The organism is Enterococcus canis NBRC 100695 (assembly GCF_001544375.1).
Taxonomy (GTDB): Bacteria; Bacillota; Bacilli; order Lactobacillales; family Enterococcaceae; genus Enterococcus_H; species Enterococcus_H canis.
Genome location: NZ_BCQJ01000002.1, coordinates 24,595 through 49,026 on the forward strand (window position 1 = coordinate 24,595; position 24,432 = coordinate 49,026).

General features: G+C 42.9%; 22 protein-coding genes. 2 read left to right on the forward strand and 20 right to left on the reverse strand.

What is annotated here, in order from left to right; all coding sequences use genetic code 11:
- Positions 1 to 26 precede the first annotated feature (26 nt).
- The 12 genes from clpB to ECA01S_RS03560 all read right to left on the reverse strand — a co-directional run bounded on the left by clpB (position 27) and on the right by ECA01S_RS03560 (position 12,024).
- Positions 27 to 2,627, reverse strand: coding sequence for an ATP-dependent chaperone ClpB (gene clpB, locus ECA01S_RS03505; RefSeq protein WP_067391200.1), 2,601 nt, complete (start codon positions 2,625 to 2,627; stop codon positions 27 to 29).
- A 168-nt stretch (positions 2,628 to 2,795) separates the two neighbouring features.
- Positions 2,796 to 3,815 carry a lysylphosphatidylglycerol synthase transmembrane domain-containing protein gene (locus ECA01S_RS03510; RefSeq protein ID WP_067391205.1) on the reverse strand — a complete coding sequence of 340 codons (1,020 nt, stop codon included), beginning with the start codon at positions 3,813 to 3,815 and terminating at the stop codon, positions 2,796 to 2,798.
- Positions 3,816 to 3,824: 9 nt separating this feature from the next.
- Positions 3,825 to 4,097: a DUF1294 domain-containing protein gene (locus tag ECA01S_RS03515; RefSeq protein ID WP_067391208.1), complete on the reverse strand. Its 273-nt coding sequence runs from the start codon at positions 4,095 to 4,097 to the stop codon at positions 3,825 to 3,827.
- Between the two features lie 16 nt (positions 4,098 to 4,113).
- Entirely contained in the window at positions 4,114 to 4,968 is an 855-nt protein-coding gene (locus ECA01S_RS03520; protein WP_067391211.1) for a diacylglycerol/lipid kinase family protein, read from the reverse strand.
- Positions 4,969 to 5,037: 69 nt separating this feature from the next.
- The gene (gene pepT, locus ECA01S_RS03525; protein ID WP_067391214.1) at positions 5,038 to 6,270 is read right to left on the reverse strand and encodes a peptidase T; all 1,233 of its coding nucleotides are present in this window, start codon (positions 6,268 to 6,270) and stop codon (positions 5,038 to 5,040) included.
- Positions 6,271 to 6,284: 14 nt separating this feature from the next.
- A complete protein-coding gene (locus ECA01S_RS03530) occupies positions 6,285 to 7,400 on the reverse strand; it encodes a Nif3-like dinuclear metal center hexameric protein (RefSeq protein ID WP_067391217.1) in 1,116 nt (371 codons plus the stop codon).
- Positions 7,393 to 8,100 (reverse strand): tRNA (adenine(22)-N(1))-methyltransferase, encoded by a 708-nt coding sequence (locus tag ECA01S_RS03535; RefSeq protein ID WP_067391220.1) that lies wholly within the window; start codon positions 8,098 to 8,100, stop codon positions 7,393 to 7,395. Before ECA01S_RS03535 ends, ECA01S_RS03530 begins: the two co-directional genes overlap by 8 nt.
- 113 nt (positions 8,101 to 8,213) lie before the next feature.
- The gene (locus tag ECA01S_RS03540) at positions 8,214 to 8,663 is read right to left on the reverse strand and encodes a hypothetical protein (RefSeq protein WP_071858901.1); all 450 of its coding nucleotides are present in this window, start codon (positions 8,661 to 8,663) and stop codon (positions 8,214 to 8,216) included.
- Between the two features lie 93 nt (positions 8,664 to 8,756).
- A complete protein-coding gene (gene dnaI, locus ECA01S_RS03545) occupies positions 8,757 to 9,683 on the reverse strand; it encodes a primosomal protein DnaI (RefSeq protein ID WP_067391226.1) in 927 nt (308 codons plus the stop codon).
- A gap of 3 nt (positions 9,684 to 9,686) precedes the next feature.
- Complete coding sequence (locus tag ECA01S_RS03550) at positions 9,687 to 11,042, reverse strand: replication initiation and membrane attachment family protein (RefSeq protein ID WP_067391229.1); 1,356 nt, start codon at positions 11,040 to 11,042, stop codon at positions 9,687 to 9,689.
- Positions 11,043 to 11,047: 5 nt separating this feature from the next.
- Positions 11,048 to 11,515 carry a transcriptional regulator NrdR gene (gene nrdR, locus ECA01S_RS03555; RefSeq protein WP_067391231.1) on the reverse strand — a complete coding sequence of 156 codons (468 nt, stop codon included), beginning with the start codon at positions 11,513 to 11,515 and terminating at the stop codon, positions 11,048 to 11,050.
- A gap of 188 nt (positions 11,516 to 11,703) precedes the next feature.
- Positions 11,704 to 12,024, reverse strand: coding sequence for a hypothetical protein (locus tag ECA01S_RS03560; protein WP_067391234.1), 321 nt, complete (start codon positions 12,022 to 12,024; stop codon positions 11,704 to 11,706).
- A 128-nt stretch (positions 12,025 to 12,152) separates the two neighbouring features.
- On the opposite strand from ECA01S_RS03560, the gene ECA01S_RS03565 reads away from it, so the two are divergent.
- Positions 12,153 to 13,553, forward strand: coding sequence for a polysaccharide deacetylase family protein (locus ECA01S_RS03565; protein ID WP_067391236.1), 1,401 nt, complete (start codon positions 12,153 to 12,155; stop codon positions 13,551 to 13,553).
- Between the two features lie 22 nt (positions 13,554 to 13,575).
- Here the strand turns inward: ECA01S_RS03565 and coaE are convergent, their stop codons facing one another.
- The 5 genes from coaE to ECA01S_RS03590 form a co-directional block, all read right to left on the reverse strand.
- Complete coding sequence (coaE, locus tag ECA01S_RS03570; protein WP_067391240.1) at positions 13,576 to 14,184, reverse strand: dephospho-CoA kinase; 609 nt, start codon at positions 14,182 to 14,184, stop codon at positions 13,576 to 13,578.
- Positions 14,181 to 15,017 (reverse strand): DNA-formamidopyrimidine glycosylase, encoded by an 837-nt coding sequence (gene mutM, locus ECA01S_RS03575; protein ID WP_067391243.1) that lies wholly within the window; start codon positions 15,015 to 15,017, stop codon positions 14,181 to 14,183. The genes coaE and mutM overlap by 4 nt, the downstream gene beginning before the upstream one ends.
- A gap of 48 nt (positions 15,018 to 15,065) precedes the next feature.
- Entirely contained in the window at positions 15,066 to 17,702 is a 2,637-nt protein-coding gene (gene polA, locus ECA01S_RS03580) for a DNA polymerase I (RefSeq protein WP_067392226.1), read from the reverse strand.
- A gap of 134 nt (positions 17,703 to 17,836) precedes the next feature.
- On the reverse strand, positions 17,837 to 18,520 hold the full coding sequence (locus ECA01S_RS03585; protein ID WP_067391246.1) for a Bax inhibitor-1/YccA family protein: 684 nt from the start codon (positions 18,518 to 18,520) through the stop codon (positions 17,837 to 17,839).
- On the reverse strand, positions 18,513 to 18,986 hold the full coding sequence (locus tag ECA01S_RS03590; RefSeq protein WP_067391249.1) for a MaoC/PaaZ C-terminal domain-containing protein: 474 nt from the start codon (positions 18,984 to 18,986) through the stop codon (positions 18,513 to 18,515). Before ECA01S_RS03590 ends, ECA01S_RS03585 begins: the two co-directional genes overlap by 8 nt.
- A 148-nt stretch (positions 18,987 to 19,134) precedes the next feature.
- Between ECA01S_RS03590 and mgrA the strand changes: the two genes are divergently transcribed.
- A complete protein-coding gene (mgrA, locus tag ECA01S_RS03595; protein ID WP_067391251.1) occupies positions 19,135 to 20,124 on the forward strand; it encodes an L-glyceraldehyde 3-phosphate reductase in 990 nt (329 codons plus the stop codon).
- Between the two features lie 50 nt (positions 20,125 to 20,174).
- Here mgrA and murC read toward each other — a convergent pair whose 3' ends face one another.
- The 3 genes from murC to ECA01S_RS03610 form a co-directional block, all read right to left on the reverse strand.
- Positions 20,175 to 21,506 carry a UDP-N-acetylmuramate--L-alanine ligase gene (gene murC / locus ECA01S_RS03600; protein WP_067391253.1) on the reverse strand — a complete coding sequence of 444 codons (1,332 nt, stop codon included), beginning with the start codon at positions 21,504 to 21,506 and terminating at the stop codon, positions 20,175 to 20,177.
- A gap of 140 nt (positions 21,507 to 21,646) precedes the next feature.
- Positions 21,647 to 22,516: a hypothetical protein gene (locus tag ECA01S_RS03605; protein WP_306304203.1), complete on the reverse strand. Its 870-nt coding sequence runs from the start codon at positions 22,514 to 22,516 to the stop codon at positions 21,647 to 21,649.
- Between the two features lie 83 nt (positions 22,517 to 22,599).
- Positions 22,600 to 24,432 carry a glycoside hydrolase family 13 protein gene (locus ECA01S_RS03610; protein WP_067391258.1) on the reverse strand — a complete coding sequence of 611 codons (1,833 nt, stop codon included), beginning with the start codon at positions 24,430 to 24,432 and terminating at the stop codon, positions 22,600 to 22,602.

Sequence of the window (24,432 nt, forward strand, 5' to 3'; positions counted from 1 at the left end):
TAACGTTGTGGGGCCATTTTTCGTGTTTATTCTTCGATTGGTTCGTTTTCAAAAACCAATTGATCAGCTAATAGGGTAATCGTCACTTTCGTCTTCGGTAACACGCGACCTGAAATGATTTCTTTAGCTAATGGTGTTTCCACCTCTTTGGTTAAGAATCGTTTCAGTGGACGCGCACCATAAGCAGGATCATAGGCTTTTTCAGCAATCCAAGTCTTCGCATCCTCTGAGATTTCCAATTGGATTTCTTGTTGAGCTAGACGTTGTGATAACTGAGCGGTCATCTTCAAGATTATGTCTTTCACATTATCCAAACTTAGCGGCGTAAAGAGGATTGTATCATCAATACGATTCAAAAATTCGGGCTTGAAGTGACCCCGTAGTAGTTCTAATACTTGATCGCTAACGGCTTCTGGAATGGTGCCATCTGGGCTAACGCCTTCTAATAATAAGCTAGACCCAATGTTGCTAGTCATAATTAGGACGGTATTCTTAAAGTCTACTACGCGCCCTTTAGAATCAGTCAGACGACCATCGTCTAGAACTTGTAACAGAATATTGAAGACATCTGGATGTGCTTTTTCAATTTCATCCAGCAACACAATCGTATAAGGATTGCGACGGACGGCCTCTGTCAGTTGGCCGCCCTCTTCATAGCCAACATAACCAGGAGGTGCTCCTACCAAGCGAGAAACAGAATGTTTTTCCATGTATTCACTCATGTCGATCCGCACCATGTGATCCTCAGAATCAAAGAGGTTTTCGGCCAAAGCTTTGGCTAGTTCTGTCTTCCCGACACCGGTTGGTCCTAAGAATAAGAAAGAACCCAATGGACGATTTGGATCTTGCAGTCCTGCTCGAGAACGAATAACTGCATCACTAACGGCATCAACTGCTTCATCCTGGCCAATAACCCGTTTATGCAGCGTTTCGTTCAGCTTCATTAGTTTATCTCGTTCACCTTGCACTAGCTTAGTTACCGGAATCCCGGTCAAACGACCAACTACGCGAGCAATTTCTTCTTCTGTTACTGATTCTTGCACTAGTTTTTCTTGGCCGCCATTTTTAGCCTCTAACTCTTTCAATTCCTTTTCTAATTGTGGAATCGTGCCATGACGCAACACAGCCGCCCGTTCAAGATCATAGTTGTTTTCAGCATCTTCCAGCTCATGTTTGGCCTTATCAATTTCAGCACGTTTATTGCTAAGGGCATTAACCTCTTCTTTTTCCGTTTCCCAACGCATTTTCATGGCATTGGCTTCTTCTCGAAGTTCCGCCAACTCTTCTTGCAGAGTTGTTAAACGTTTTTTGCTGGCGTCATCTGATTCCTTTTTCAAAGCGGCTTCTTCAATCTCCAACTGCATCAAGCGACGAGTCACTTGGTCTAATTCAGTTGGCATGGAGTTCATTTCAACCCGAATCGTAGCACTAGCCTCATCCACTAAATCAATCGCTTTGTCTGGTAAAAAGCGGTCCGTAATGTAGCGATCTGATAAAGTAGCCGCAGCAACCAACGCATTGTCGTGGATATTGACACTGTGGTGAATCTCAAAGCGTTCCTTCAACCCACGCAAAATCGAAATGGTATCCTCAACGGTTGGTTCTTTAACTAATACTTTTTGGAAACGACGCTCTAATGCCTTGTCCTTTTCCATATACTGCCGATATTCGTCTAAGGTCGTAGCACCAATCAAATGCAGCTCGCCACGAGCCAACATTGGTTTTAGCAAGTTGCCGGCATCCATACTACCTTCCGTTTTACCAGCACCCACAATTGTGTGGATTTCATCAATAAATAAGATGATGCGTCCTTCACTCTTTTTGACTTCTTTTAAAACTGCTTTTAAGCGTTCTTCAAACTCACCACGGAATTTCGCCCCCGCAATCAAAGAACCCATATCTAATGAAAAAATCGTTTTATCTTTCAAGTTTTCGGGTACGTCGCGGCGGACGATTCGTTGCGCCAAACCTTCAACAATAGCAGTTTTCCCAACGCCAGGTTCCCCAATTAGAACCGGATTGTTTTTGGTTTTCCGAGATAAAATTCGGATCACGTCACGAATTTCTTCATCCCGCCCAATAATAGGGTCCATTTTCCCACTACGGACTGCTTGAACTAAGTCTGTCCCATATTTTTCTAACGCTTTATATTGTTCTTCTTGATTTTGGGAAGTCACGCGCTCGCCTCCTCGCATTGCTTCAATTGCTTGCCGAACTTCCTTAGCTGATATGCCTTGCGCAGTCAGGTATTTGGTCAAACGATAATTCTTTAGCTCCATCAATGCCAAAAGGACGATTTCAGTGGATAAGAATTCATCTTGAAATTGTCCTCGCAATTTATCGGCTTCCGCCAATAGTGAGAACAAATTTTGACTCATATTCTGACCATATTGGACATTTCCCCCCTCAATTGTCGGGTATTCATCCAAAGCACGATCTACTTCTTGTTCAAAACGCTCGGTATCTAAACCTAAATCCGTATAAAAATTACGACCAAAGTGGTTTGGTTGTAAGAAAATTTTCCATAGATGGGCAATATCAATTTCTTGGTGATGACGTGTTACCGCAATTTGTTGCGCCTCTGCCAATGCTTCCTGCAAAGTCGTCGTCATTTTTTCAATATTCATCAGGCATTCCCTCCTTGTGATAAACTTATTATAGAACTTTGGTCAAAATTGGTCAAATAATTTACTCGCATTTTCACACTTTTTTTCGAGATTCTGACTTCTACTAAAAATCTCGTTATTATTGCCTTAAGCTAAAAAAAGAAGCCAGAACATAGCGTTCAGACTTCTTTAGTCAGATTGTTTGAGATCCTTGATTTCTGCTTTTAACTGTTTTCGTTTTTCAATGGCTGAATAAACAAGGCCAATTAGAAAAGGCAATACATAGGTGGCAAAACGATATAACAGCATGGCGGCGACGGCATCTACCGTCCCTACTAGCGGCTTAAATAATAGCAGAAATACAAATTCAAACGAACCAATCCCTGCCGGTGTCGGAATAACCCCCGCCAGAATAACAGTAAAGGCTGTAAAGCTAATCGTCAAAAGCAAATCCATTTGATGATGCTCGCTTAACACCACATAAGGAATCACAAACCAGAAAAATAGCTTTAAAATATTCAACCCGATAATACGCCACATTAATACACGATCTTTGATAATCGTTAACACAGTATCCCGCAAAGAATAAATTTGAATATTGAATTGGTCCACCTTATCGCGCCAAGAAGGTTTGTGGATATGACGATGGCACCATTTTACCAACCAGACCTGTAAATTTAAGCTACTAGACAGTAGCAGCAATACACCAATGATTACCGCTGTGACCACCATGCCCAAAATAATAAACAAAATCATATTGGGCGCTGTTTCTAGCAAATGGAAGCACTGGGTTGCGAGGCCAAACAGACTAAATAGTAAAAGTCCTAGCTTATACATAATCATATGCACTGCACCAACGCCGATACCTTGGGAGGTCTTCATATAATTTCGATAATACCAAACCTCTGACAGCGCAGTGGCTGAACCAAAACTGATTACGCGGAAAAAGGCAATCGTACCTGAGGCAAAAAAACCATCTTTAGTCGTAAATTTTTGGGAAAAAGGTTGCGCAATTGTGGCGATATTGCGCCCCTCAATACCTTGATAGATCAAACCAAGCGTAATCACCAAAACGGCTACCCACGGATTAGTCGCCAATAGCTGATCAATAATCTCTCCTAATGAATTTTTCAATAGGTACAGAATCAGTCCGACGATGACCACTAAAAGCAGAATATTCAGCGCTAATTTTTGTTTCGATTGCTTCATGCTTCTCTCCTAATGGAACCAGAAAATCAGTAGGGCCGCAAACAACACACCGACGGCAAAACCGATAGTAAATTTCCGTTTCCTCGTTTTATGATGGAACACCTGCATCCCTAATAAACCACCTAGGCCACCGCCAATCACGCCAATAAACAACAGATTTGCTTCTGGCACACGCCATTTTTTCTTTTGGGCTTGTCGTTTGTCGTAACCCATCAAACAGAATTCATAGACATTGGCTAACACTAAATACGCCCATAAGGGGTTTTTGATTATTTCTTGCAAATACTTTCATCCTCTTCTATTTTGGCACCAAAATCGTCATGCCTTTTTTGATCACTTTCATTTCTAAGGGCAGCTTAGGACCTGGATCGCCGTCTATCCGACTGACCCCTTTAGGTCCAGTCACCGTCAAATGCTGACAAGTGCAATATTCAATTTCAGGAATTTCGGCGATTCTACCGGCAATGATTAACGGCAAAAAGCGCATAAGTCGGAAAAATTGCAATTTTGGTAACACGATTACATGGAACAAGCCATCGTCAATCGTTGCCTCCAAATCAAAATTGGTGAAGCCGCCGACAGAATTGGTCATAGTGACAGATACTAATTGTGTCGTCCCTTCCCAAACTTGCTCATCCATCTTTAGTTTAAGATGATATTTGCGTTTGCGTGCCAATAGCTCAATAAAACGACGCACAAAAATACTCTTACCATACTTTTGTTTGTCCCGTTGACTGATACGGGCAGCAGTATCTGCCAAAATGCCGATGGTCATGGAGCTTACCATCACTTGGCCATTCACTACGCCATAGTCAACTCCCTTGGTGCGGTCTCCCGTAACGACTTCCATCGCTTTTTCGGTATCTAAAGGCAATTCCATAGCACGTGCTAAATTATTAACCGTACCTCCAGGAATGATGCCAATGGTCAGTTGATCTAAACGATCTTTTAACGCATCGACACAATGGTTAATGGTGCCGTCTCCCCCGATGATGATAACCCGTTCCACTGGGCCTAAGGAAGCAACCCAGTTTTTTTGTAGCACATCATGAAGGTTAACCTCTTCACCAACAAATTTTTGGGCTAACTCTTCGGCTAACTGACGACTTTCATCCTTGCCAGCAGTACCGTTATAAAGGATCCCTATCTTCATATTGAGGCCTCCTTTTCTATTTTAAAAAAAGAGATGGAACGTAAATTCGTCCCATCTCTTAATTACAGCTTACGCTTGGGCGTTCATTTCGGCGATCTTCACAATGACGTCGGTCGCTTTTTCCATCGCTTGTAAAGAAACGAATTCAAAACGGCCATGCATGTTTTCGCCACCGGCAAAAATATTTGGTGTTGGGATACCCATATAAGAAATCTTAGAACCATCCGTACCACCACGAACTGGCGCTGTTAACGGCTCAATATCTAGAGCGATCATGGCATTTTTGGCTAGTTCTACAATACTCATGTCTTTTTCAATGATTTCCTTCATATTGTAGTATTGATCATACATATCCACTTTGACGCGTTCTGTATCAAAGCGGCTGTTGAGTTCATTCTGAATTTCCGTGATTTTTGCTTTGCGAGCTTCAAATTTAGCACGGTCATGGTCGCGAATAATGTAACTCATGGTTGCTTCCTCTACATTGCCATTTAAAGCCATTAAATGGAAGAATCCTTCATAACCATCTGTTTTCTCAGGTACTTCATCTTTTGGTAAATGATCATGGAAGTCAATCGCCAACTGTAAAGCATTGATCATGGTATTTTTTGCTGTCCCAGGATGGACATTCTTGCCTTGGATTGTGATATTAGCTTGCGCTGCACTGAAGGTTTCATATTGCAGTTCACCCACTGGACCACCGTCCATCGTATACGCAAAATCAACGTCAAAGGCTTTGACATCAAATTTATCAGCACCAACGCCGATTTCTTCATCGGGACCGAAAGCGACACGAATCTTCCCATGTTTGATTTCAGGATGATTGATTAAGATTTCCATTGCCGTCATGATTTCAGCAATACCTGATTTGTCATCAGCACCTAACAAGGTAGAACCGTCCGTTGTAATCAACGTTTGACCTTGATAGTTTTTCATATTAGGAAAATCTTTAGGATCCAAAAGCCATTTGCCTGCTGCATCTAACGTGATAACGGAAGAACCATCATAGTTTTCCACGATTTGTGGTTGTACATTTTCCGCATTGAAATCAGCCGTATCCATATGGGCAATAAAGCCGATACTGCGTACTTCTTTATCCGTATTAGCTGGTAAAGTAGCCATGACAAAGCCATTTTCAGCCGTATAGGTTACATCACTCATACCCAGCTCTTCTAATTCCTTTTTCAAGGTTTGTGCAAAAGCTACCTGTGTTTCAGTTGAAGGGGTTGTTTTGCTTTCAGGATTTGATCGTGTTTCGGTTTTTACATAACGTAAAAATCGAGGTAAAAGATTTTCATACATTGCGCTCGCTCCTCTTAATAAAATCGAAAGGGGTTCGTATCCACTGTTGAGGGGATAAACTCCACTTCCCAATTGTACTCTTTTTTCCATTGATTGAACAACTCTACAAGCTTCGGAATACACAATTTCTCAATATTGTGCCCTGGATCGATGGCCGTCAAGCCCCGACTCAGCATATCATGGCCGGTATGGTAGTAGATATCTCCCGTGATATAGGCATCCGCTCCACCACGAAGCGCGGCTGGATAAAATTTCTCACCACTACCACCACAGATCGCCACTCGCTTGATTTGTTTATGGGGTTCATTCGTTACTACCCGCAAGCCTTCTAAACCAAAAACAGTTTTAATCTGCTGAATAAAATCAGGCAAGCTCTGAGGTTGTGCTAATTCACCGATTCGACCTAAGCCAAAATCTTTGTGATTGTGCACTAAAGGCAGCAAATCATAGGCCGGTTCCTCATAAGGGTGATGTTCCCGCAGCGTCTGCAAAATTTTGTCTTCATCTGCTGAAAGATACAAGACCTCAATCCGTTCTTCCACCACTGTCTCTGGTTCTCCAATTTTACCAATGGCTGGCTCGGCCCCAGCTGTTGGTGTGAAACGACCAATCCCTTCCATGCTATAACTGGTCCCGCGATAATTGCCTTGCACACCCGCTCCTGCCGCTGATAAAGCGCTCCGCAGCGCATCACCCTGCGTTACCGGCACAAAAACAACGAGCTTTCGGTAAGGAATTTCATGGGTTTTTTCTAAAAAGGTGGTTTGTTCAATACCCAATGCTTCGCAAAACCAATCATTCAAGCCATTTTCAACGATATCCATATTCGTATGGGCCGCATATACGGCAATATCATGCTTAACCAGTTCCATCAACATTTTTTCTTGTGGATCATCGGAAAACAGGTGTTTGATTGGTTTGAAAATGGGTGGATGCTTGGCAATCAATAAGTCAACACCAGCCTCAATAGCTTCTGCCACGACTTCTGGCCGGACATCCAATGTGACCATCACTTTTTTGATAGGCTTGTTTAGCGTACCAATATGCAGTCCCACCGGATCGCCTTCTTCAGCTAACCACTGGGGACAATAGGCCTCAAAACGGTCAATAAAAGTTTTGCCGTCAATCATGTTGTAGGACCTCCCGGATTTTTTCGATTTCTCGTCTGATTTGTGTCAGCTTTTCACTAGGTGGTGTTTTAGCTGTTTGTAGCTGCGTCCAGACTTGTTCCCGTTGATGCAGTTCTCGTTGCCATTTTTGTTGAAAGACGGATGTTGGGTTTTGTACTAATAAAGGACCAAACATCAGCTCCTCCTCCGTATAGGTAACTGGCATGTCGCTTTTTTCAGCGGCGATTACTTCGTAAATTTTGCCTTTTTCTGCTAAAACTGTTTCAAAGTCGATTTGATAGCTGTGGTCTGCTAACCACTCCCGGACATTTCGTTCGCCTATATTTGGTTGTAAAATCAAATATTCTTTTCCAGAAAGCCGTCCTTTTTGGCGACCGTTCTCAAGAATGTCCCTGATCAAGCTGCCTCCCATTCCGGCAATCGTGATAGCATCAATTTCATCTGCTAGCGTAATAGCTTCCAAGCCATCTGCTAAACGCACTTCAATTTTCTCTGAAAGGTTATTTTTTGCTACTTGATTTTGAGCCGATTGAAAGGGTCCTTGAACCACTTCTCCGGCGATTGCATGTGAGATTTTACCGGCTAGCATTAAGGCAATCGGTAAATAGGCGTGATCTGAGCCGATATCAGCTAGGCGGCTTCCTGCTGGTACTTGTGCACCGACAATTTCTAATCTTTTGGAAAGTTGTGTCTCATTCATAGTTCTTACTCCCGCTCCTTTGCGCTTCATTATACCATTCTCGAGAAACGGACTAAAGTAAAAAAGTGAGCCTCTTCAACAGAAAGCCTTAGCTTTCATGAAGAGCACTCACCTTACTTAACTAACTCGATTTTTTGAATAGAGTTCCCCGGAATTTGCGGTGGAATTGACATGGTCATAATTGGTTGTGCCATGGTGGTAAATCGTAATTGACTACCACTTTTCAATTCTTCCAATGAGACGTTTCCTAATTGATCTTCAGCGATATTTAAGATCACGCCATCATTTGCAAAGCTTTTCGCCATATCTTCAGGATCATTGATTCCCTTCACATCAGATAACACGATACGAATTGATTTTTGATCATCATTTTTTACTGCATCTTCCACCAAACGTCCTTCAAAGCTGGCAGATGCTGATTCCGTAGAATTCGTTGTGCTCACAGCTACCGACTCCTCTGTCGTGGATTCTTTTGTGGTATCTTGGGTACCTTGGTTGCCGCCACAGCCTGTAAAAAGAAGTACCAAGCCGGACATAAAGAGTATTTTCGTTATTTTATTCATTTTCTTCCCTCCAACAAAAGGATGACATAAATCATTAAAAATGTCAATTTATCTTAAAAATCTTAAGAAATGAGACTACTTATAACTGTTATTTCATCCGTTACGGCGGTTTGGTCCAGCCATTGCAATCTCTTTGACTAGGTAACGAACGCGTTCCATGATGCGCATTGCTTTTAACGGCTCGTCATCGCCTCGTGAGCTATAAGTCAAATGATTTTCCAATTCCTTCATACTCAAATTAGAAGAAAAGAAAGTTGGTAACTGCTCTTGCATACGGTATTGTAAAATAACGCCAAGTACCTCATCTCGAATCCAAGCGCTCATGGAATCAGCTCCAATATCATCTAACATGAGGACTTGCGCTTTCTTGATTTCTTCAAGCTTTGGTCCCACCTGTTCTGTCTTGATTGCTTGTTTCATCTCAACCGCAAAGGTAGGGAAATAAACAAGGGTTGACTGGTACCCTTTCTTGGCAAGTTCATGGGCTAAAGCTCCAAGTAGATAGGTTTTGCCTACGCCAAAGCTGCCTTGTAGATAAAGTCCCTTATGATAACTGTTAGGATTTGCGGTATATGCTTCTATGAAATCAATAATTTCTCCCAATGCCTCACTTCGTTCAGTTGTCATCTCAAAACTCGCCAAGGTGGCCTCACGAATATCTTTCGGCATGTCGACAGAATTGACACGATTCCGAATCTCTTGTTCCTTTTGACGTGCTAATAAGGCATCTGTCGGGACATAAGTCACGTCAATATAATGGAAATTAAGCGCCAATTTTGGTTCATACCCCGGAGCAATCATGGTGGGATCTTTCAATTGAAATTTTCGTTTTTCTTGAACGAATTCATATAATTTGGAGTAGCTTTTCTGAATATCTTCCGCAGTTAGTTTATCCTTGTGTTCTTGAATAAAGGCCCGCACATCACTATCCGTTAAAACCTGTTCCATTAATTCACTGTAGCGTCCGCCTAAATCCCGTTGCTTGATTAGACGCGTCAATTCTTGTCCTACATCTTCCATGACTTAGTCACCTTCCTTCGTTAAACGTCTGATTCGTTCTGCTAATTTTTCTTTCTCTGCTGTTGTTAGCTCCTTGCCTTCCGCTTTGGCCACCTTACCTTGTGCCCAATCTGGCAACTTCTCTTTACGTCCTGTGCGTTTAGCAGGTTGGCGCCGTTCGGTATTGGTCCGAGCATTTTCGGCAAGCTGTTTGACTGCCTGAACGGCAGCCTCAGGCGTATGTAATTCCTTTTGTGCCCAGTCATTGGCGATTGAATTGAGATACTTGCTGTTTAAAACAGAACGATTTTGGACAACCAGCACATAGTGCGTCAAAATATTGATAACGGCATCTGGTAAGCCAGACTTGCGCTTAACTTCTTCCAAAGCCCAACGCTCATCATTGGCAATATAGCCTTTTTTTTGGTCTTTAATAGATTGTAGAAAAACCATTGGGGCCATCTGCTCACTGGCTAAAATGACAGCGACTTCGCCTTCGCCAAAGCCTTCCGCCAGCAAACTGTTTTTTCGATAGGTGCTCCGGTCTGCTGGTTTGATCTCTGCCGGCATTTCCTTGGGAACAATTTTTTGTGTACGATTTTCTTGGAAGCGTTGATAAATCTCCCGCTGCAAAGATTTTTCCGTAACTTCATTGCTTTCCAAATCTGCAGCCGCAATATAAATCTGAGCCATTGTAAGCTCATCTAACCCATACAACTGACGATAAGCACTTAATTGTTTGCGTCGCTCAGTGGAAGGTATTTGAACCTTGGCCTGTGCCACGATGGAATCAAATAGCTGCCAGTCTAGCACTTCGCCTAGAACAAGTGGTGTTTCAGGAACAAATTGATCCTTTGCTTTTTCAAGCCAACCTTCACCTGCTTGCAACCGTTCAGGATGCAGGCCATAAACTTCCGCAAAAGACGCACTGCGTTTTTCATAACCGCTCATATCTAAAGCCGGTTCCGCAAAGCGGTCAACTAGCTGCTGAAATTTCTTCTCTCCCACTCGGTCCAGTAGTAACGTACTTAATAGCGCATCTGAAAAGAAGACGGCTGCCCTGACTGGGCGTCGCAGAACATAGATCCAGTGTTGCGTATCGGTTGATTCCTGGTAGGTTTCCAGTAAACCAACACCTTCAAGACGCCGTCGACCTTCATAAAAAGCCGGCAGACCCATGTCTAATGTATTCAGTAATTCAGCATGGAGAGAGGTTTCCGTGGGTTCTCCAACCAATGTCCAGAAAATGCTAAATGCATCGCTACCAATGATTGGTTGATATAAGAATGTGATTACTTCTTGCGCTAGATTCGATAGCTTCTGGGGATACCAGACTTCATAGGAATCTTTTGGCAAAAGTTTCTTCCATGCGTCATTCAACCTGCTTACTCCTCCCGATTTGCTTTATCAACAATATCTTGTAGCTCTTTTAAGAAAACACTCATATCCTTAAACTGTCGGTATACGCTGGCAAAGCGAATATAAGCAATCTCATCCAGATCCACCAAATATTCCATGACATACTCACCAATTAAGTTAGTAGATACTTCATTTTCGCCCATTCCGCGAACGCGGTTTTCCACTTTATCAACGATTTGCTCCATCTGCTCCATTGCGACTGGCCGTTTTTCAGCCGAACGAATCAAGCCTCGCAAAATTTTATCTCGATTGAACTCTTCCCGTTCCCCATTTTTTTTGACAACTAATAAGGGAGCAGCTTCTATCCGTTCAAACGTAGTGAAACGAAAACCACAGTTTTCACATTCACGACGGCGTCGGATCGCGCGCCCATCATCCGCTTGACGGCTATCGATGACTCGCGAGTTATTATGATGACATTTAGGACAACGCATCAAATCGCTCCTTCCATTTCTATGATTGTATAAAAGCTGATCTTTCTTTTATATCAGCTAAATTTAGATAGTTATATTATAACATGAAAGCTGTAGTTGCACAGTACCAAATCTCTTGGCAAAAAGCAAGAGACGTGTGACTTAGACCTCTAGGATCCTGTCACACGTCTCTTTGATAGACAACATTTTTATAGCTTATCTTCTATACCAGTATATTTACGGACCCGTTCGGCCTCAATCCGTTCTTCGCGGGAAATCTGTTGCTCATGATGATCTTTTCGTTCCTTTTGTTCTTTGCGTTCTTTCGTAAAATCAGTATTTTGGGCTTTCTTTTCTTCATATTGATCTTCAATTTCAGAGAGACGTTCTTTGCGGCTTTGTTCTTTTGCTTCGGCTTGCTCAGCTTGTTGCTTGCCTTCTGCTTTTAGCGCTTCATTATCTGTCAGAGACGCCAGTTTTTCCTTCGTCTTCCCTACCACTTTATCTTTTGTGTCTTTTAATGATGACATGATATTCCCTCCTTTAATCAAATCATACCATTTTCGCAGGATTTGTTGAAATGAAAAGGCTATCTTCGTCTTGCAGCGACCATTCAAGCATGATACATTAGAAAAGAATGTATAAAGGAGGCAACTGCATGAGAGACGAACCTATCACCAGCCGGGCCGCACGACGAAAGCGACAACGACGCAAACGGCACTGGTGGTATTTACCTACCGGGATTCTTTTAATCGCTGCAGCATTAGGTGGCGGCTATTATGTTTACAGTCAACAAGAAGAAGTGAAGGCGCAACGTGCTGAGGAAGAACGAAAAGCCAAAGTTTACCAACAGGCCCTCGCTGCGGCAAAAGAAGAGGCTCTTACAAACATCGCGACTGATGGCTTAGAAGAACAAACCGCTCAAGATGGTAACATTGACTCTTTACTCTACCTTGATCCTAATGATGAAGAGCTGAATCAAACGCTAACCGAAACCGCGCAGCAAGCCGCTGATTTCTCTCAAGGACTCGTTGTAGGGTGGATTGATCGGCAGGATTCTGACAAATTTAAAAAATTACAACCCAAAATCGTTGCTTATCAATGGGACGAGGGCACAGAAAAGCTGAATGAGCAACCTATTCCTGCTATTGAAGGACGCTATGTCAGCAAAAAAACTGGCAAAGTACCAACACCAGCAGAAATTTTCCCTGATCAGCAGACCTTTGCTGCGGGATTTCGTTATTTGAAGCAAGCCCTTTTGGATAGTCAACAGCTTTCTTACGAGGAGGCACGACAGCTGTCCGCGCCAAAACTAGCAGACGTAGAAACTGCCGCCTTTCACCCGGAAGATATTCAATTAAAGCTACCAGGCTTTGATAAGGCTGTTGCTTTAGACCTTAACACGTTAGCGCCTTATTTAGAACCCGATTTTGTCCAAGCAAAACAGCCAAAAAAAGTAGTTGCTTTAACTTTTGATGATGGGCCTAATCCAGATACCACTACGCAACTATTAAAAACGTTGGAGGAAAAACAAGTCCATGCCACGTTCTTTATGTTGGGACGCTCGGCGGAGGCTTTCCCAGAAACAGCTAAAAAGGTCGCCGATGCAGGGCACGCTATCGCCAACCATTCCTATGACCATCCTGATCTTGCGACTCTTTCGGCTGAGCAAGTTCGCGATCAATTAGCACGCACAGATAAAATTCTCTACGACGCAACCGGAAAACTGCCAGTTGCTATGCGCCCACCCTATGGTTCTGTTGTAGAAAGTACGGTTGCCGCTATTGACCTTCCCATTATCCATTGGGATGTCGATTCTGAGGACTGGGCATCACGCAATGTAAAAAAAATCGTCAAACAAGTCAACGACACAATTGATGACCGCTCTGTCATCTTATTGCATGATATTCATCAAGAATCCGTTGATTCCGTTGGCGAACTGATTGATAGCCTGCACAAAAAAGGCTACACCTTCACTTCTTTGGAAGGCGTCTACGGTCCTTTATATGATAAGTATCAGTATTACGGTGGTATTTTCGAAACCATTCCTTATAGCTAAGTAAAACAGCGGCGAGCCTCTATTAAGAAGGCTCTACCGCTGTTTTTGTTTTTAACCAGTTTTCTACTTGGAACTTTGTTTCCTCCCGCGTACCTTGGTTGTCAATGACCCAATCTGCGCGAGCTTTTTTTTCTTCAATCGGCATTTGACTATTGATGCGTTTTGCCGCTTCTTCTCGGCTAAGCTGGTCCCGTACCTGTAACCTTTCTTGTTGAACGGCTTCTGGTACATAGACCACCATCACTTCATCCATATAACGATCATAATGGCCCTCATACATTAAAGGCAGATCTACCACCACTAATGGCACTTGTTGCGCCACTTGATTGGCAATAGCCTGATTGATGGCTTGCCGCAGATACTGGTTCAGTGTCTGATTCATTAACTGGCGCTTCTGATCGTCATGAAAAACGATATTTCCCAGTTGCTTGCGGTCGAGACTACCATCAGTCTGTAAAATACCCTCACCAAAAGCTTGGACTAAGGCCGCCAAGGCAGGCTTGCCTGGTTCTACGATTTCCCGGGCAATGATGTCGCCATCCACAATGGGAATGTCATGCTTCGCAAAAATCTTTGAAACCGTCGATTTGCCTGTGGCAATGCCGCCGGTCAAACCTAAAATCTTTGTCATTTTGGCACCTTCAATCGCTGACAGTTAGGACAAAAATGCGTTCCCCGTTGCGCTACCTTAATCTTTTGAATCGGTGTGCCGCAACGAGGACAGGGATTGCCCGTCTGCCCGTATACATTTAAAGATAGTTGGAATTTACCGGCTTCTCCTAGGGCATTTAGATAGGTGCGGATCGTCGTACCACCGGCTTCAACGGCTCTAGCTAAGACGTCAATAATGGCACTATACAATTTTTTGACTTCTTTTTCAGACAACGTGTCAGCCGGCTGTTCTGGATGAATCTCCGCCTCCCACAAGGCTTCATCAACATAAATATTGCCTAAGCCTGTAACTAATTTTTGATCAAGTAATAGTGGCTTAATCGCTTTATGATGCTTTTTCAGGCCTGCTTGAAAATCAACTAAATGAAAATCAGTTACGACAGGTTCCGGCCCCAGCTGTAAAATACCGCGGTAGTTGGCAGACTGATCTTTTGCTACTAATGTCATCCGACCAAATTTACGGACATCTAAATAGCGCAGCTGACTGCCATCAGTAAAACTAAATGTCACATGGGTATGTTTCGCCAACGGATCCGATTGTTGATGAAATTCATATTTGCCTTCCATTCGGAGATGAGAAATCAAATCCCAATGGGTCAGCTTGAAAATTAGAAACTTGCCGCGCCGTTGCACACCAGTAATGGTTTCACCAATTAGTTGGTGGCGAAAGACATCAACTTCTGGCTGTTCTATGATTTTGCCCCAAAAGACATTGACTTCCGCGATTGTTTTCCCCACTACCAGTTGTTCCAAGCCTTTGCGGACCGTTTCAACCTCAGGTAATTCTGGCATCTATTTCGCCTCACTTCTCATTCCATTTATTCCCATTTTATGATTGGTCTATTTGGCATCATACCAAGTTGGACCGTAACTGCTATCTGTAATCAGCGGTACATGCAGCGCCACCGCATTCTCCATAACTTCCTTCACTAGCTTGTCCAACTCCGCCAACTCATCTTGTGGTACTTCAAAAACTAATTCATCATGTACTTGCAGTAGCATGGTCGCTTTTAAATCGGCCTCGTCTAAACGTTTTTTCATGTCAATCATGGCAATCTTGATGATATCCGCTGCCGTGCCTTGAATTGGGGTATTGATGGCCGTCCGTTCTGCAAATGAGCGCAGATTGAAATTGCGGGAATTGATATCCGGCAAAATCCGGCGACGATGATAAAGTGTTTCAACATAGCCTTTATCCTTAGCGTCCCGCGCGATTTCTTCCATATAGCGTTTTACCCCAGGGTATTTTTCAAAATACGTGTCGATATATTGTTGCGCTTGCTTACGGGTAATGCCTAAATTTTGTGAAAGTCCGTAATCACTAATACCATAGACAATCCCGAAATTGACCGCTTTCGCTTGACGACGCATATTAGGCGTTACTTCATCAGCACTTTGTAAGCCAAAGACCCGCATTGCTGTGCTGGCATGGATGTCTTGTCCTTCCAAAAAGGCCTCTTTCAAATGTTCATCATCTGAAATATGAGCCAGTACCCGCAACTCGATTTGCGAATAGTCGGAGGAGTAAATCAGCCAATCAGCTTCCCGTGGCACAAAGGCTTTCCGGATTTTGCGCCCTTCTTCCAAACGAATCGGAATATTTTGCAAGTTAGGATCCACTGAACTCAAACGTCCAGTCTGGGTTAAAGTTTGCAAATAACGGGTATGGACTTTGCCATCCTCTTGGATTACCTTTAGCAATCCTTCCACATAGGTTGATTGAATCTTGGCAATTTGACGATAATTCAAAATGTCATCAACAATCGGGGCTTGTTCCCGTAATTGCTCAAGAACATCTACTGCGGTCGAATAACCCGTTTTGGTTTTTTTGATAACCGGTAGGCCCATTTTTTCAAACAAAATAACGCCCAGCTGCTTAGGTGAATTCAGATTGAATTCTTCCCCCGCCTCAGCATAAATTTTTTCCTCGATTTCATGCAGCCGTTCTGAAAATTCGCCTTTCATTTCTTCTAAAGTGGCAGCATTCACTTTGATGCCCGCCAACTCCATATCACCTAGTACTCGAGATAAAGGAAGTTCCATTTGATAGAACAGTTCAGTCTCGCCATTTTCTTCCAACTCCGCATCCAACTTTTCACTTAAAAACTGGATTGCCTGGATTTTACGGGCCAAATGGTCGAAGAACAGTGTTCGATCTTCTGGTAAGCCTTTTTTAGCGCCTTTACCATACACGACTTCATCTGAAGCCACTTCTGTATAGTCATATTGCTGGGCAATTTGCTGAATGTCAGATTTATTGTCGGCCTTATTTAATAAATAGGCAGCTAACAAGACATCAAATTGAATACCCTCCACATTATCTAGCCGTTTTTTCAAGCTAACATAAGTCCGCTTGGCATCAAAGACGATCTTGCGCCGATCCGAAGCTAGCCATTCTTGAAAGGCTGGTTCCGTTAAGATCGACAAATCCTCCGTTACATAAACGTTAGTCGCGCTGCCCCAGGCAAGCCCTACAATTGGTGACGTATGGTAGTTATCCTCTAACATTTCCACATAAAGAGCGGAGGCATCTTTAAATAAATCATTAGTGATTGTTTCAGGCACGTTGTACTCAACTTTTTCCAGCTCAGGCGCCGGTTCGTCTGGTGCAATTTTTTTCAAGAAGGACTGAAAATCCATTTCCTGATAGAAAGGAATCAGTTTATCTAAATCCTTGCCATGATAAACCAAGTCTTCCACTTTGATTTCCACTGGTGCATCTAAATCAATCGTCGCTAAGCGCTTCGACAAGAAAGCCTGCTCTTTATCATTTATCAGATTTTCTTTCATCTTAGAAGCCTTCATCTCGTCAATATGCTCATAGACACCTTCGACTGAACCGTATTCCTTCAAGAGTTTGATGGCGGTTTTTTCCCCGATTTTCGTCACACCGGGAATATTATCGGAGCTATCTCCCGCCAAGCCCTTCATATCAATAATTTGCAGAGGTGCTAGCCCATATTTTTCTTCAATATGAGCTGGTGTGTAAGCTTCGATGTCATTGACTCCTTTGACGGTAATATCAACCTTGACATTTTCCGTTGCCAGCTGGGTCAAATCGCGGTCTCCTGATAACACCACCACATCAAATTCGTTGGGATCTACTTTACGAGATAACGTCCCAATAATATCATCGGCTTCATAATTAGCTAATTCATAGTGCTTAACACCAAGCCCAGTTAGTAAGTCCCGTATATAAGGCATTTGTTCTTTAAATTCGCCTGGCGTTTTCGCCCGTCCCGCTTTATACTCGCTGTAAAATTCTGTTCGGAAAGTCGTTTTACCCGCATCAAAAGCCACTAGCACGTGGGTTGGCTGCTCCCGCTCCATCACATTTTCAAACATGTTGTTAAAAGCATAAATCGCATTCGTATGGAGCCCGTTCCGGTTTTTGAATTTTTCCAAAGAGTTGTGCAACGCAAAGAAGGCCCGAAATGCCACACTGTTGCCATCCACAAGTAATAATTTTTTCTTCATTTTAGTAGCTCCCATCTCGATAGTCACCTTATTTTAACAAAGAAGCGGAGACAATGGAAAAAAATTGTTCAATTGAACACGAAAAGACTGGAAACAAAACAAAAAAACAGTCCTCCGCAGAAGACTGTTTTCGCTTAATTATTTTTACCAAAGATTCGTAAAAAGGCTAAGAACAAGTTGATAAAGTCAAGGTAAAGTTGTAAGGCTAAGAAGACTGCTGTACCAGTTCCAGCTTGACCGCCTGATTGTAAATAGATGGCTTGGATTCGTTGGTTGTCGTAAGCCGTAATTCCGGCAAAAACGATTACCATCAAAATGGCAATGAACATATCCACTGGGCCACTGTGTAATACGAAAATGTTTAACAGCATCGCCACGATGATGCCCATAAGTGCACCATACATCACTCGCCCTAAAGCCGACAGGTCGCGTTTCGTGAACATACCGACAGCTGCCATACCTAAGAAGGTAGCGGCACTAGCGATAAAAGCCGTGGTGATATCCCCAACGTTGTAATAGCCTAAAGTGAAAGCCAAAACGATACCGTTCACCACTGAGTAAGCAACAAAACCAGCAGCCGCCAAGCTAGGATTTTTTTGTCCTTTGATGCCCAATAGCAGAACTAAGGCAATTTCAACCAACCAAAGTCCCATCACACCAAGCGGAAAACGACTGACGAAGTGCATAATTTGTTGTGGAAATACATTGATTGTTAGATAGGCCGTAGCGGCACTAGCACCTAGACCTAAGGCTAAAATCGCGTAGATTTTAGCGTAGAAGCGGTTAACGCCCGCTTGTGCATTTACTTGATTATTCATTTATTTCATCCTCCAATTGTTCTGCCGTCACCATGGGTGGTTGGACCATCACCACAGCATCCAATACCCGGTCTTCTTCCGAATTGACCGCCTCAACAGAAATGGTGATAACATCTTTCCGTTTGTCCACCTTAATAACTTCAAACTGGAACGTGATCGTTTCATAATGGAAAACAGGCTCAATAAAGTTGATAGAAAAGTTTACCACATGAGATCCTGGTCCCGGTAAATGTTTCGAGATGGCACTCGTTATGATCCCCATTAACATGATTGATGGTACGATTGGTTTTTGATATTCTGTCTGTTTGGCATAATCATGTTGGATATATAACGGGTTTGCGTCGTTGGTAAGTCCTAAGTATAACAATAACTGGTTGTCTTCAATAGACTCCGTTAAAGATAACGAATCGCCTTCCTCTATTTCCTCGATGGTTTTGCCAATTTTTCTCGGTTTGCCGATACTCAAAAGCTGACACCTCCATTTTTAATAAGATAATTGTACCAAACCCCCAGTAAAAGGCAAGTTTTTCTCCCTCCTACTTTAGACGGATTCTTAAAAAAACGGGCTACTCAAGGTATGCAGAAAATGATATGCTTGAAACGAGGTGATGTAAGTGTTTACAGCAAATGAAAAACGTTACGACAACATGACTTATCGACGCGTCGGCAAATCTGGTTTAAAACTACCGGCCCTTTCGTTAGGTCTATGGCACAATTTCGGCGATGTGGATCCTTTAGCAAATCAGCGGGATTTATTGTGTTACGCTTTCGATCAAGGAATCACGCATTTTGATTTAGCCAACAATTACGGTCCGCCAGCGGGATCTGCGGAAAAAAACTTCGGTCGTATTTTACGAGAAGAATTAGGGAGCTATCGCGATGAATTGATTATTTCCAGCAAAGCTGGCTATTATATGTGGCCGGGTCCCTATGGCGAATGGGGCTCTAAGAAAAATCTAATTGCTAGTTGTGATCAAAGCTTGCAACGAATGGGCCTGGATTATGTGGATATTTTTTACCACCATCGTCCCGATCCCGAAACACCAATGGTAGAAACAGCCCACGCCCTTGATTTACTGGTTCGCCAAGGTAAAGCCTTATATGTTGGGGTATCTAACTATTCGGCGGAACAGACAGCGGAGATGACGGCTTTATTGAAAGAGTCTAAGACACCATTTATTATCCATCAGCCACGTTACAACATGCTAGATCGTTGGATTGAGGATGGACTGACCGATGTATTGACGGAAGAAGGACTAGGGGCAATCGTATTTAGTCCGCTTGCTCAAGGACTTTTGACAGACCGGTATCTACACGGCATTCCAGAAGATTCTCGTGCTCACCGCGCAGATAGTCCTTTCCTATCAGAGGAAAACGTGCAAGAAACCTTGACGACGGTAAAAGCTCTGCATCAAGTGGCTGTTAACCGAGGCCAAACATTGGCAGAAATGGCGCTAGCTTGGAATTTGCGGCAGCCGACAATTGCCAGTGTTTTAATTGGTGCTTCTCGTGTCAGTCAATTAGCTGACAATTTGAAGGCTTTAAACCATTTAGATTTTTCGTCAGAGGAACTAAAAACTATTGATGATATCTTAACCAAGTAACAAACAAAAACAGAGCAACTAGCCCTTTTAGGTAGCTGCTCTGTTTATTTTTATAAAACGTTACGCGTAGTTGTGCTCAATAAATTTTCGTAAGCACGTTCGAATTTTTGAACATCCCCTGCGCCCATAAAGACCATAACGGCATCATGATGATCCAATAGTGGTGATACGTTAGTTTCAGAAATCACGGTACCGCCTTTACTGATTTTAGCGCCTAGGTCTTCAATCTTCACGTCCCCTTGTTTTTCACGAGCGGAACCAAAGATATCACACAGATAGACAACATCGGCTAAGTCCAAAGCTTCTGCAAACTCATCCATCAATGCAATCGTCCGAGTGAAAGTATGTGGTTGGAAAACGGCGATAATTTCTTTATCTGGATATTTTTGGCGAGCACCATCAATGGTCGCTTTGATTTCTGCTGGATGATGCGCGTAATCGTCGACAATCACCATGTCAGCGACTTTCTTTTCGCTAAAGCGGCGTTTAACTCCTTGGAAACTTAACATTTCCGCAGCCACTTCTTTCATATCTAACTCTTCCATATAGGCTACTGCAATAACACCTAATGCATTCAAGATATTATGTTGGCCAAAGGCTGGTAACACGAAATGACCTACAAAATCTTCACCATGATATACATCAAAGGCAGAACCTTCAGTAGTTCGTTCGATATTCCGAGCTTGGATATCATCTTCTTCAGTTAGGCCGTAATAGTAGATGGGCACATTTGCGACTAATTTGCGCAAATATTTGTCATCACCATAAGCAAAGATGCCTTTTTTAACTTGGGCAGCCATGGATTGGAAGGCATCATAAACGTCATCAATGCTCTTATAGTAATCCGGATGATCGAAATCGATATTTGTCATAATGGCATAATCAGGTGCATAAGCTAAGAAATGGCGACGATATTCGCAGGCTTCAAAGGAGAAGAATTTAGCATTCGGATCACCATGTCCGGTGCCATCTCCAATCAAAAAGCTAGTAGGAGCCACACCGCTCAATACATGTGAAAGTAAGCCTGTTGTACTAGTTTTACCGTGTGAACCAGTCACTGCGATACTCGTGAAGGGTTGGATAAATTGGCCAATAAAGTCATGATAACGAATCACGTCTAAGCCTAATTCTTTGGCGCGAACGATTTCTTCGTGGGTATCAGGAAACGCATTCCCCGCAATCACGATCATGCCTTCTTTGATATTATCTTTTGAAAACGGCAATAGTTTGATGCCGGCTTTTTCCAAATCTCGTTGTGTGAAAAAATAGTCCTCTACATCTGACCCTTGGACTTGATAACCTTTTTCATGTAATACAAGCGCTAATGAGCTCATACCAGAGCCCTTGATCCCAACAAAATGATATAACTTTTGATTTTCCATGATGATCCTCTTCTCTTAAAAATCTATATAAATACTACGTTTTTCGAAAGATGTTTCAACAACATGTTCCATTATGATATAAAATGCCCTTTTTGGCAACAAAAACTTCCCTGCCATTTTGCCAGGCAGGGAACGTTCATTTATTGAAAATACTTATTGTCATCCAGAGGGACCTGCTCATCTTCCATGATCCCACTTAAAGAACGATCAAGAATCTGACGGCCTTTGTCTGCCTGTTTTTTACCATAGGCAGTTTCTCCACGAGCGTTCTCCTTAGCCTGCTTAAAGGCTTTGCGAGAACGAGGCAGATTATCAGAATCCTCAAAACGGCCCACTTCAGGCTTGATTTGTTGATACTGACGACGTGTTACTGGTATCTCGCCTGTCCCGGGATGATTGAATTTTTTGACCGTTGGATCGCCTTCTTGTTTGACTTGAAAAGCCGCCTCAGAATCGTCGAACAACAAATAAGCAGACTGCTGCTTTTGCATAGAAGTCATTAGTTCTTCATCCGTAAAGGTAGGTTCCTGCTCATCTGGGATAATAGAGGCTGGAATATACTTAGGACGGAAATAAGAACGGCTAGGTGCTTGATAACTGCGACTAGTGGTGGTAGTTCGCGCTGGCGTTGTATGAACTTTGACATTTTTAGCGCCAAAAAGCTGCTTTTTCTTAGGTGTGTCCGTAATTCCCGAACGTCTCTTTTCACTAATACTTTTATACTCAGGCAAATGCTGTCTATGATCAGACAACTCCTCCTGATAATTCACATTCCGTTTACTTGCGGGAATGTAATCATTCTTTTTAGATGCGCCTTGTTTGGCGGTTGCTTGTTTAGGAATAACGTCGTCATGTTCAAAAAGAACACGCGCCGGTTCAGTTGTTAGTTTTACGCCGCTTTCGTCATCATATGCCGGAAAACGGAAATGCTTGCGTTTTACATTGGGAGTATTGCCCATAATGTTCAATCCTTTACCAGATTTTTCTTTTATTCTAGCACAATTCCACATGAGAAAAAAGCGAGGTTCCCTTTCTTTCTCCAAGATATAGAAAAACCTTGGTTGCGAATCCGCTCCCAAGGTTCATTTGACAGTTAGAACATAATATCGATTTTCTCAGATAAGAAATACCCGTCATAGGCTTTGATTCCCGCGCCATCCAGCAGTTGCTGCAGCTTATCTTCTGGTAACGGTAATGGTCGCGTGCTCCGTAGTTGGGCCGTTTTCAGCACTTGTTCTTGTCCCGTTGGATTTACCACGTATAAGACATAGCCATAATCCATGAAGCGGAAAATACCAAAGAGCGTATCTGTATAGAAAGGAATAAAATCACCATACTGCAAAATTGGATTTTCTTTACGAACTTTGATCCACTTTTCGACATCCTTCATGATAGTATGATCCTCATGATCCCACGGATAAAACTTGCGGTTCATAGGGTCTTTACCGCCTGTTAGACCGGCTTCATCGCCATAATAGATACACGGTATTCCCGGCAACATGCACATTAAGCCAACTGCTAGATTGACTTTAGCAGTATTGTTATCCACCATCGTTAAAATGCGCTCTGTATCATGAGACCCGATATTATTCAAATTATTGTAGAAGACTTCCTTTGGGTAGTTCTCTTGTAACGTTGTCAACTCTTCTGCCGCCGTTTGAGTAGCGTTTTTTTGCAAAATCGCCAAAATCGTTTCTCGGAAAGGATAGTTCATAACGCCCTGCAATTTTTTGCCTAAAATATAGCTGCGCCGCTCATCATAAGCAATTTTTTTAGAAGCATCTTCCCATACTTCACCGATTAAGATTTTCCCAGGCTGCTGCTCCAAGCGCTGACGAATCCCTGCTATAAATGCATCGGGTAGTTCATCAGCCACATCGAGACGCCAACCGTCGATTTGAAAATCAGACCAGTAATCGATCACACCGTCTTTTCCGTAGATAAACTCTTGAAAATTGGGATTGTATTTATCCACTTCGGGTAAATCAGTGACCCCCCACCAAGACTTGTACTCAGTTGGGTAATGATCAAACTTGAACCACGAGCGGTAAGGACTTTCGGGATCCCGATAAGCCCCCTCATGCTGGCCGTACTCGCCATCAAAATTGAAATAGCGACTATTTTTACCGACGTGGCTGAAGACACCATCCAAAATCACCGCAATCCCTTCTTGGTGCAAACGCGCAACAAGCTCACGGAACATTTCCTTATCCCCAAGAACTGGATCGATCTCAAAATAATCAGCTGTATCATAGCGATGATTACTGCGTGCTTCGAAAATCGGATTCAAGTAGAGGCATGTGATCCCTAATTTTTTTAAATAGGGAATTTTTTTGATGATTCCTTCCAAATTCCCTCCGTGAAAGTCCCAGCGAACAATTTCTCCTTTAGCGTCCTTCACATAGTAAGGCTCATCTTGACGATTTCCATAGAGAAAAGTATTGGGTTTTGGATTTAAGACCCGATCAAAGGGATCCCCATTATAAAAGCGGTCGGGAAAGATTTGATAAACCACTGCTTCTCGGTACCATTCTGGTGCTGCCTCTGACTGTGAAAAGCAAGTAACTTGATAAGAGACCACGGCTTTTTCTTCTGAATAGACCCGGCCTTGGCCACCCCGACCATCCTTCGAGCCGTAATATTGTGTATAGACTCCGCCATTTTCTTCCTGAGAGATTTTAAAATAGTAAAAATATAAACCTTCTCCTTGATTGAAAATATAGGTAAAGCTATAACGTCCCGGCTCGACTTCTGTCATGGGATAAGATTCAACCCCCCGTTCGCCGCCCTCTTTCCGAATGATAAAGCGGACTTCCTTCACATGCTCGTAAGGTGCGTCAATTGTGAAGGTGCCTCGTTTATTTTGCCGAATAGCGCCGAAAGGATGCTTATAGCCGCGTTCCCAAGAGTTGTAGTTGATTGGCAT

Bases quoted from the DNA above. Each gene is read 5' to 3' on its own strand.
- clpB (WP_067391200.1), bottom strand. From the start codon at position 2,627: ATGAATATTGAAAAAATGACGACGACTTTGCAGGAAGCATTGGCAGAG.
- ECA01S_RS03510 (WP_067391205.1), bottom strand. From the start codon at position 3,815: ATGAAGCAATCGAAACAAAAATTAGCGCTGAATATTCTGCTTTTAGTG.
- ECA01S_RS03520 (WP_067391211.1), bottom strand. From the start codon at position 4,968: ATGAAGATAGGGATCCTTTATAACGGTACTGCTGGCAAGGATGAAAGT.
- pepT (WP_067391214.1), bottom strand. From the start codon at position 6,270: ATGTATGAAAATCTTTTACCTCGATTTTTACGTTATGTAAAAACCGAA.
- ECA01S_RS03530 (WP_067391217.1), bottom strand. From the start codon at position 7,400: ATGATTGACGGCAAAACTTTTATTGACCGTTTTGAGGCCTATTGTCCC.
- ECA01S_RS03535 (WP_067391220.1), bottom strand. From the start codon at position 8,100: ATGAATGAGACACAACTTTCCAAAAGATTAGAAATTGTCGGTGCACAA.
- ECA01S_RS03540 (WP_071858901.1), bottom strand. From the start codon at position 8,663: ATGAATAAAATAACGAAAATACTCTTTATGTCCGGCTTGGTACTTCTT.
- dnaI (WP_067391226.1), bottom strand. From the start codon at position 9,683: ATGGAAGATGTAGGACAAGAATTGACGCGTCTAATCAAGCAACGGGAT.
- nrdR (WP_067391231.1), bottom strand. From the start codon at position 11,515: ATGCGTTGTCCTAAATGTCATCATAATAACTCGCGAGTCATCGATAGC.
- ECA01S_RS03560 (WP_067391234.1), bottom strand. From the start codon at position 12,024: ATGTCATCATTAAAAGACACAAAAGATAAAGTGGTAGGGAAGACGAAG.
- ECA01S_RS03565 (WP_067391236.1), top strand. From the start codon at position 12,153: ATGAGAGACGAACCTATCACCAGCCGGGCCGCACGACGAAAGCGACAA.
- coaE (WP_067391240.1), bottom strand. From the start codon at position 14,184: ATGACAAAGATTTTAGGTTTGACCGGCGGCATTGCCACAGGCAAATCG.
- mutM (WP_067391243.1), bottom strand. From the start codon at position 15,017: ATGCCAGAATTACCTGAGGTTGAAACGGTCCGCAAAGGCTTGGAACAA.
- polA (WP_067392226.1), bottom strand. From the start codon at position 17,702: ATGAAGAAAAAATTATTACTTGTGGATGGCAACAGTGTGGCATTTCGG.
- ECA01S_RS03585 (WP_067391246.1), bottom strand. From the start codon at position 18,520: ATGAATAATCAAGTAAATGCACAAGCGGGCGTTAACCGCTTCTACGCT.
- murC (WP_067391253.1), bottom strand. From the start codon at position 21,506: ATGGAAAATCAAAAGTTATATCATTTTGTTGGGATCAAGGGCTCTGGT.
- ECA01S_RS03605 (WP_306304203.1), bottom strand. From the start codon at position 22,516: ATGTGGAATTGTGCTAGAATAAAAGAAAAATCTGGTAAAGGATTGAAC.
- ECA01S_RS03610 (WP_067391258.1), bottom strand. From the start codon at position 24,432: ATGCCAATCAACTACAACTCTTGGGAACGCGGCTATAAGCATCCTTTC.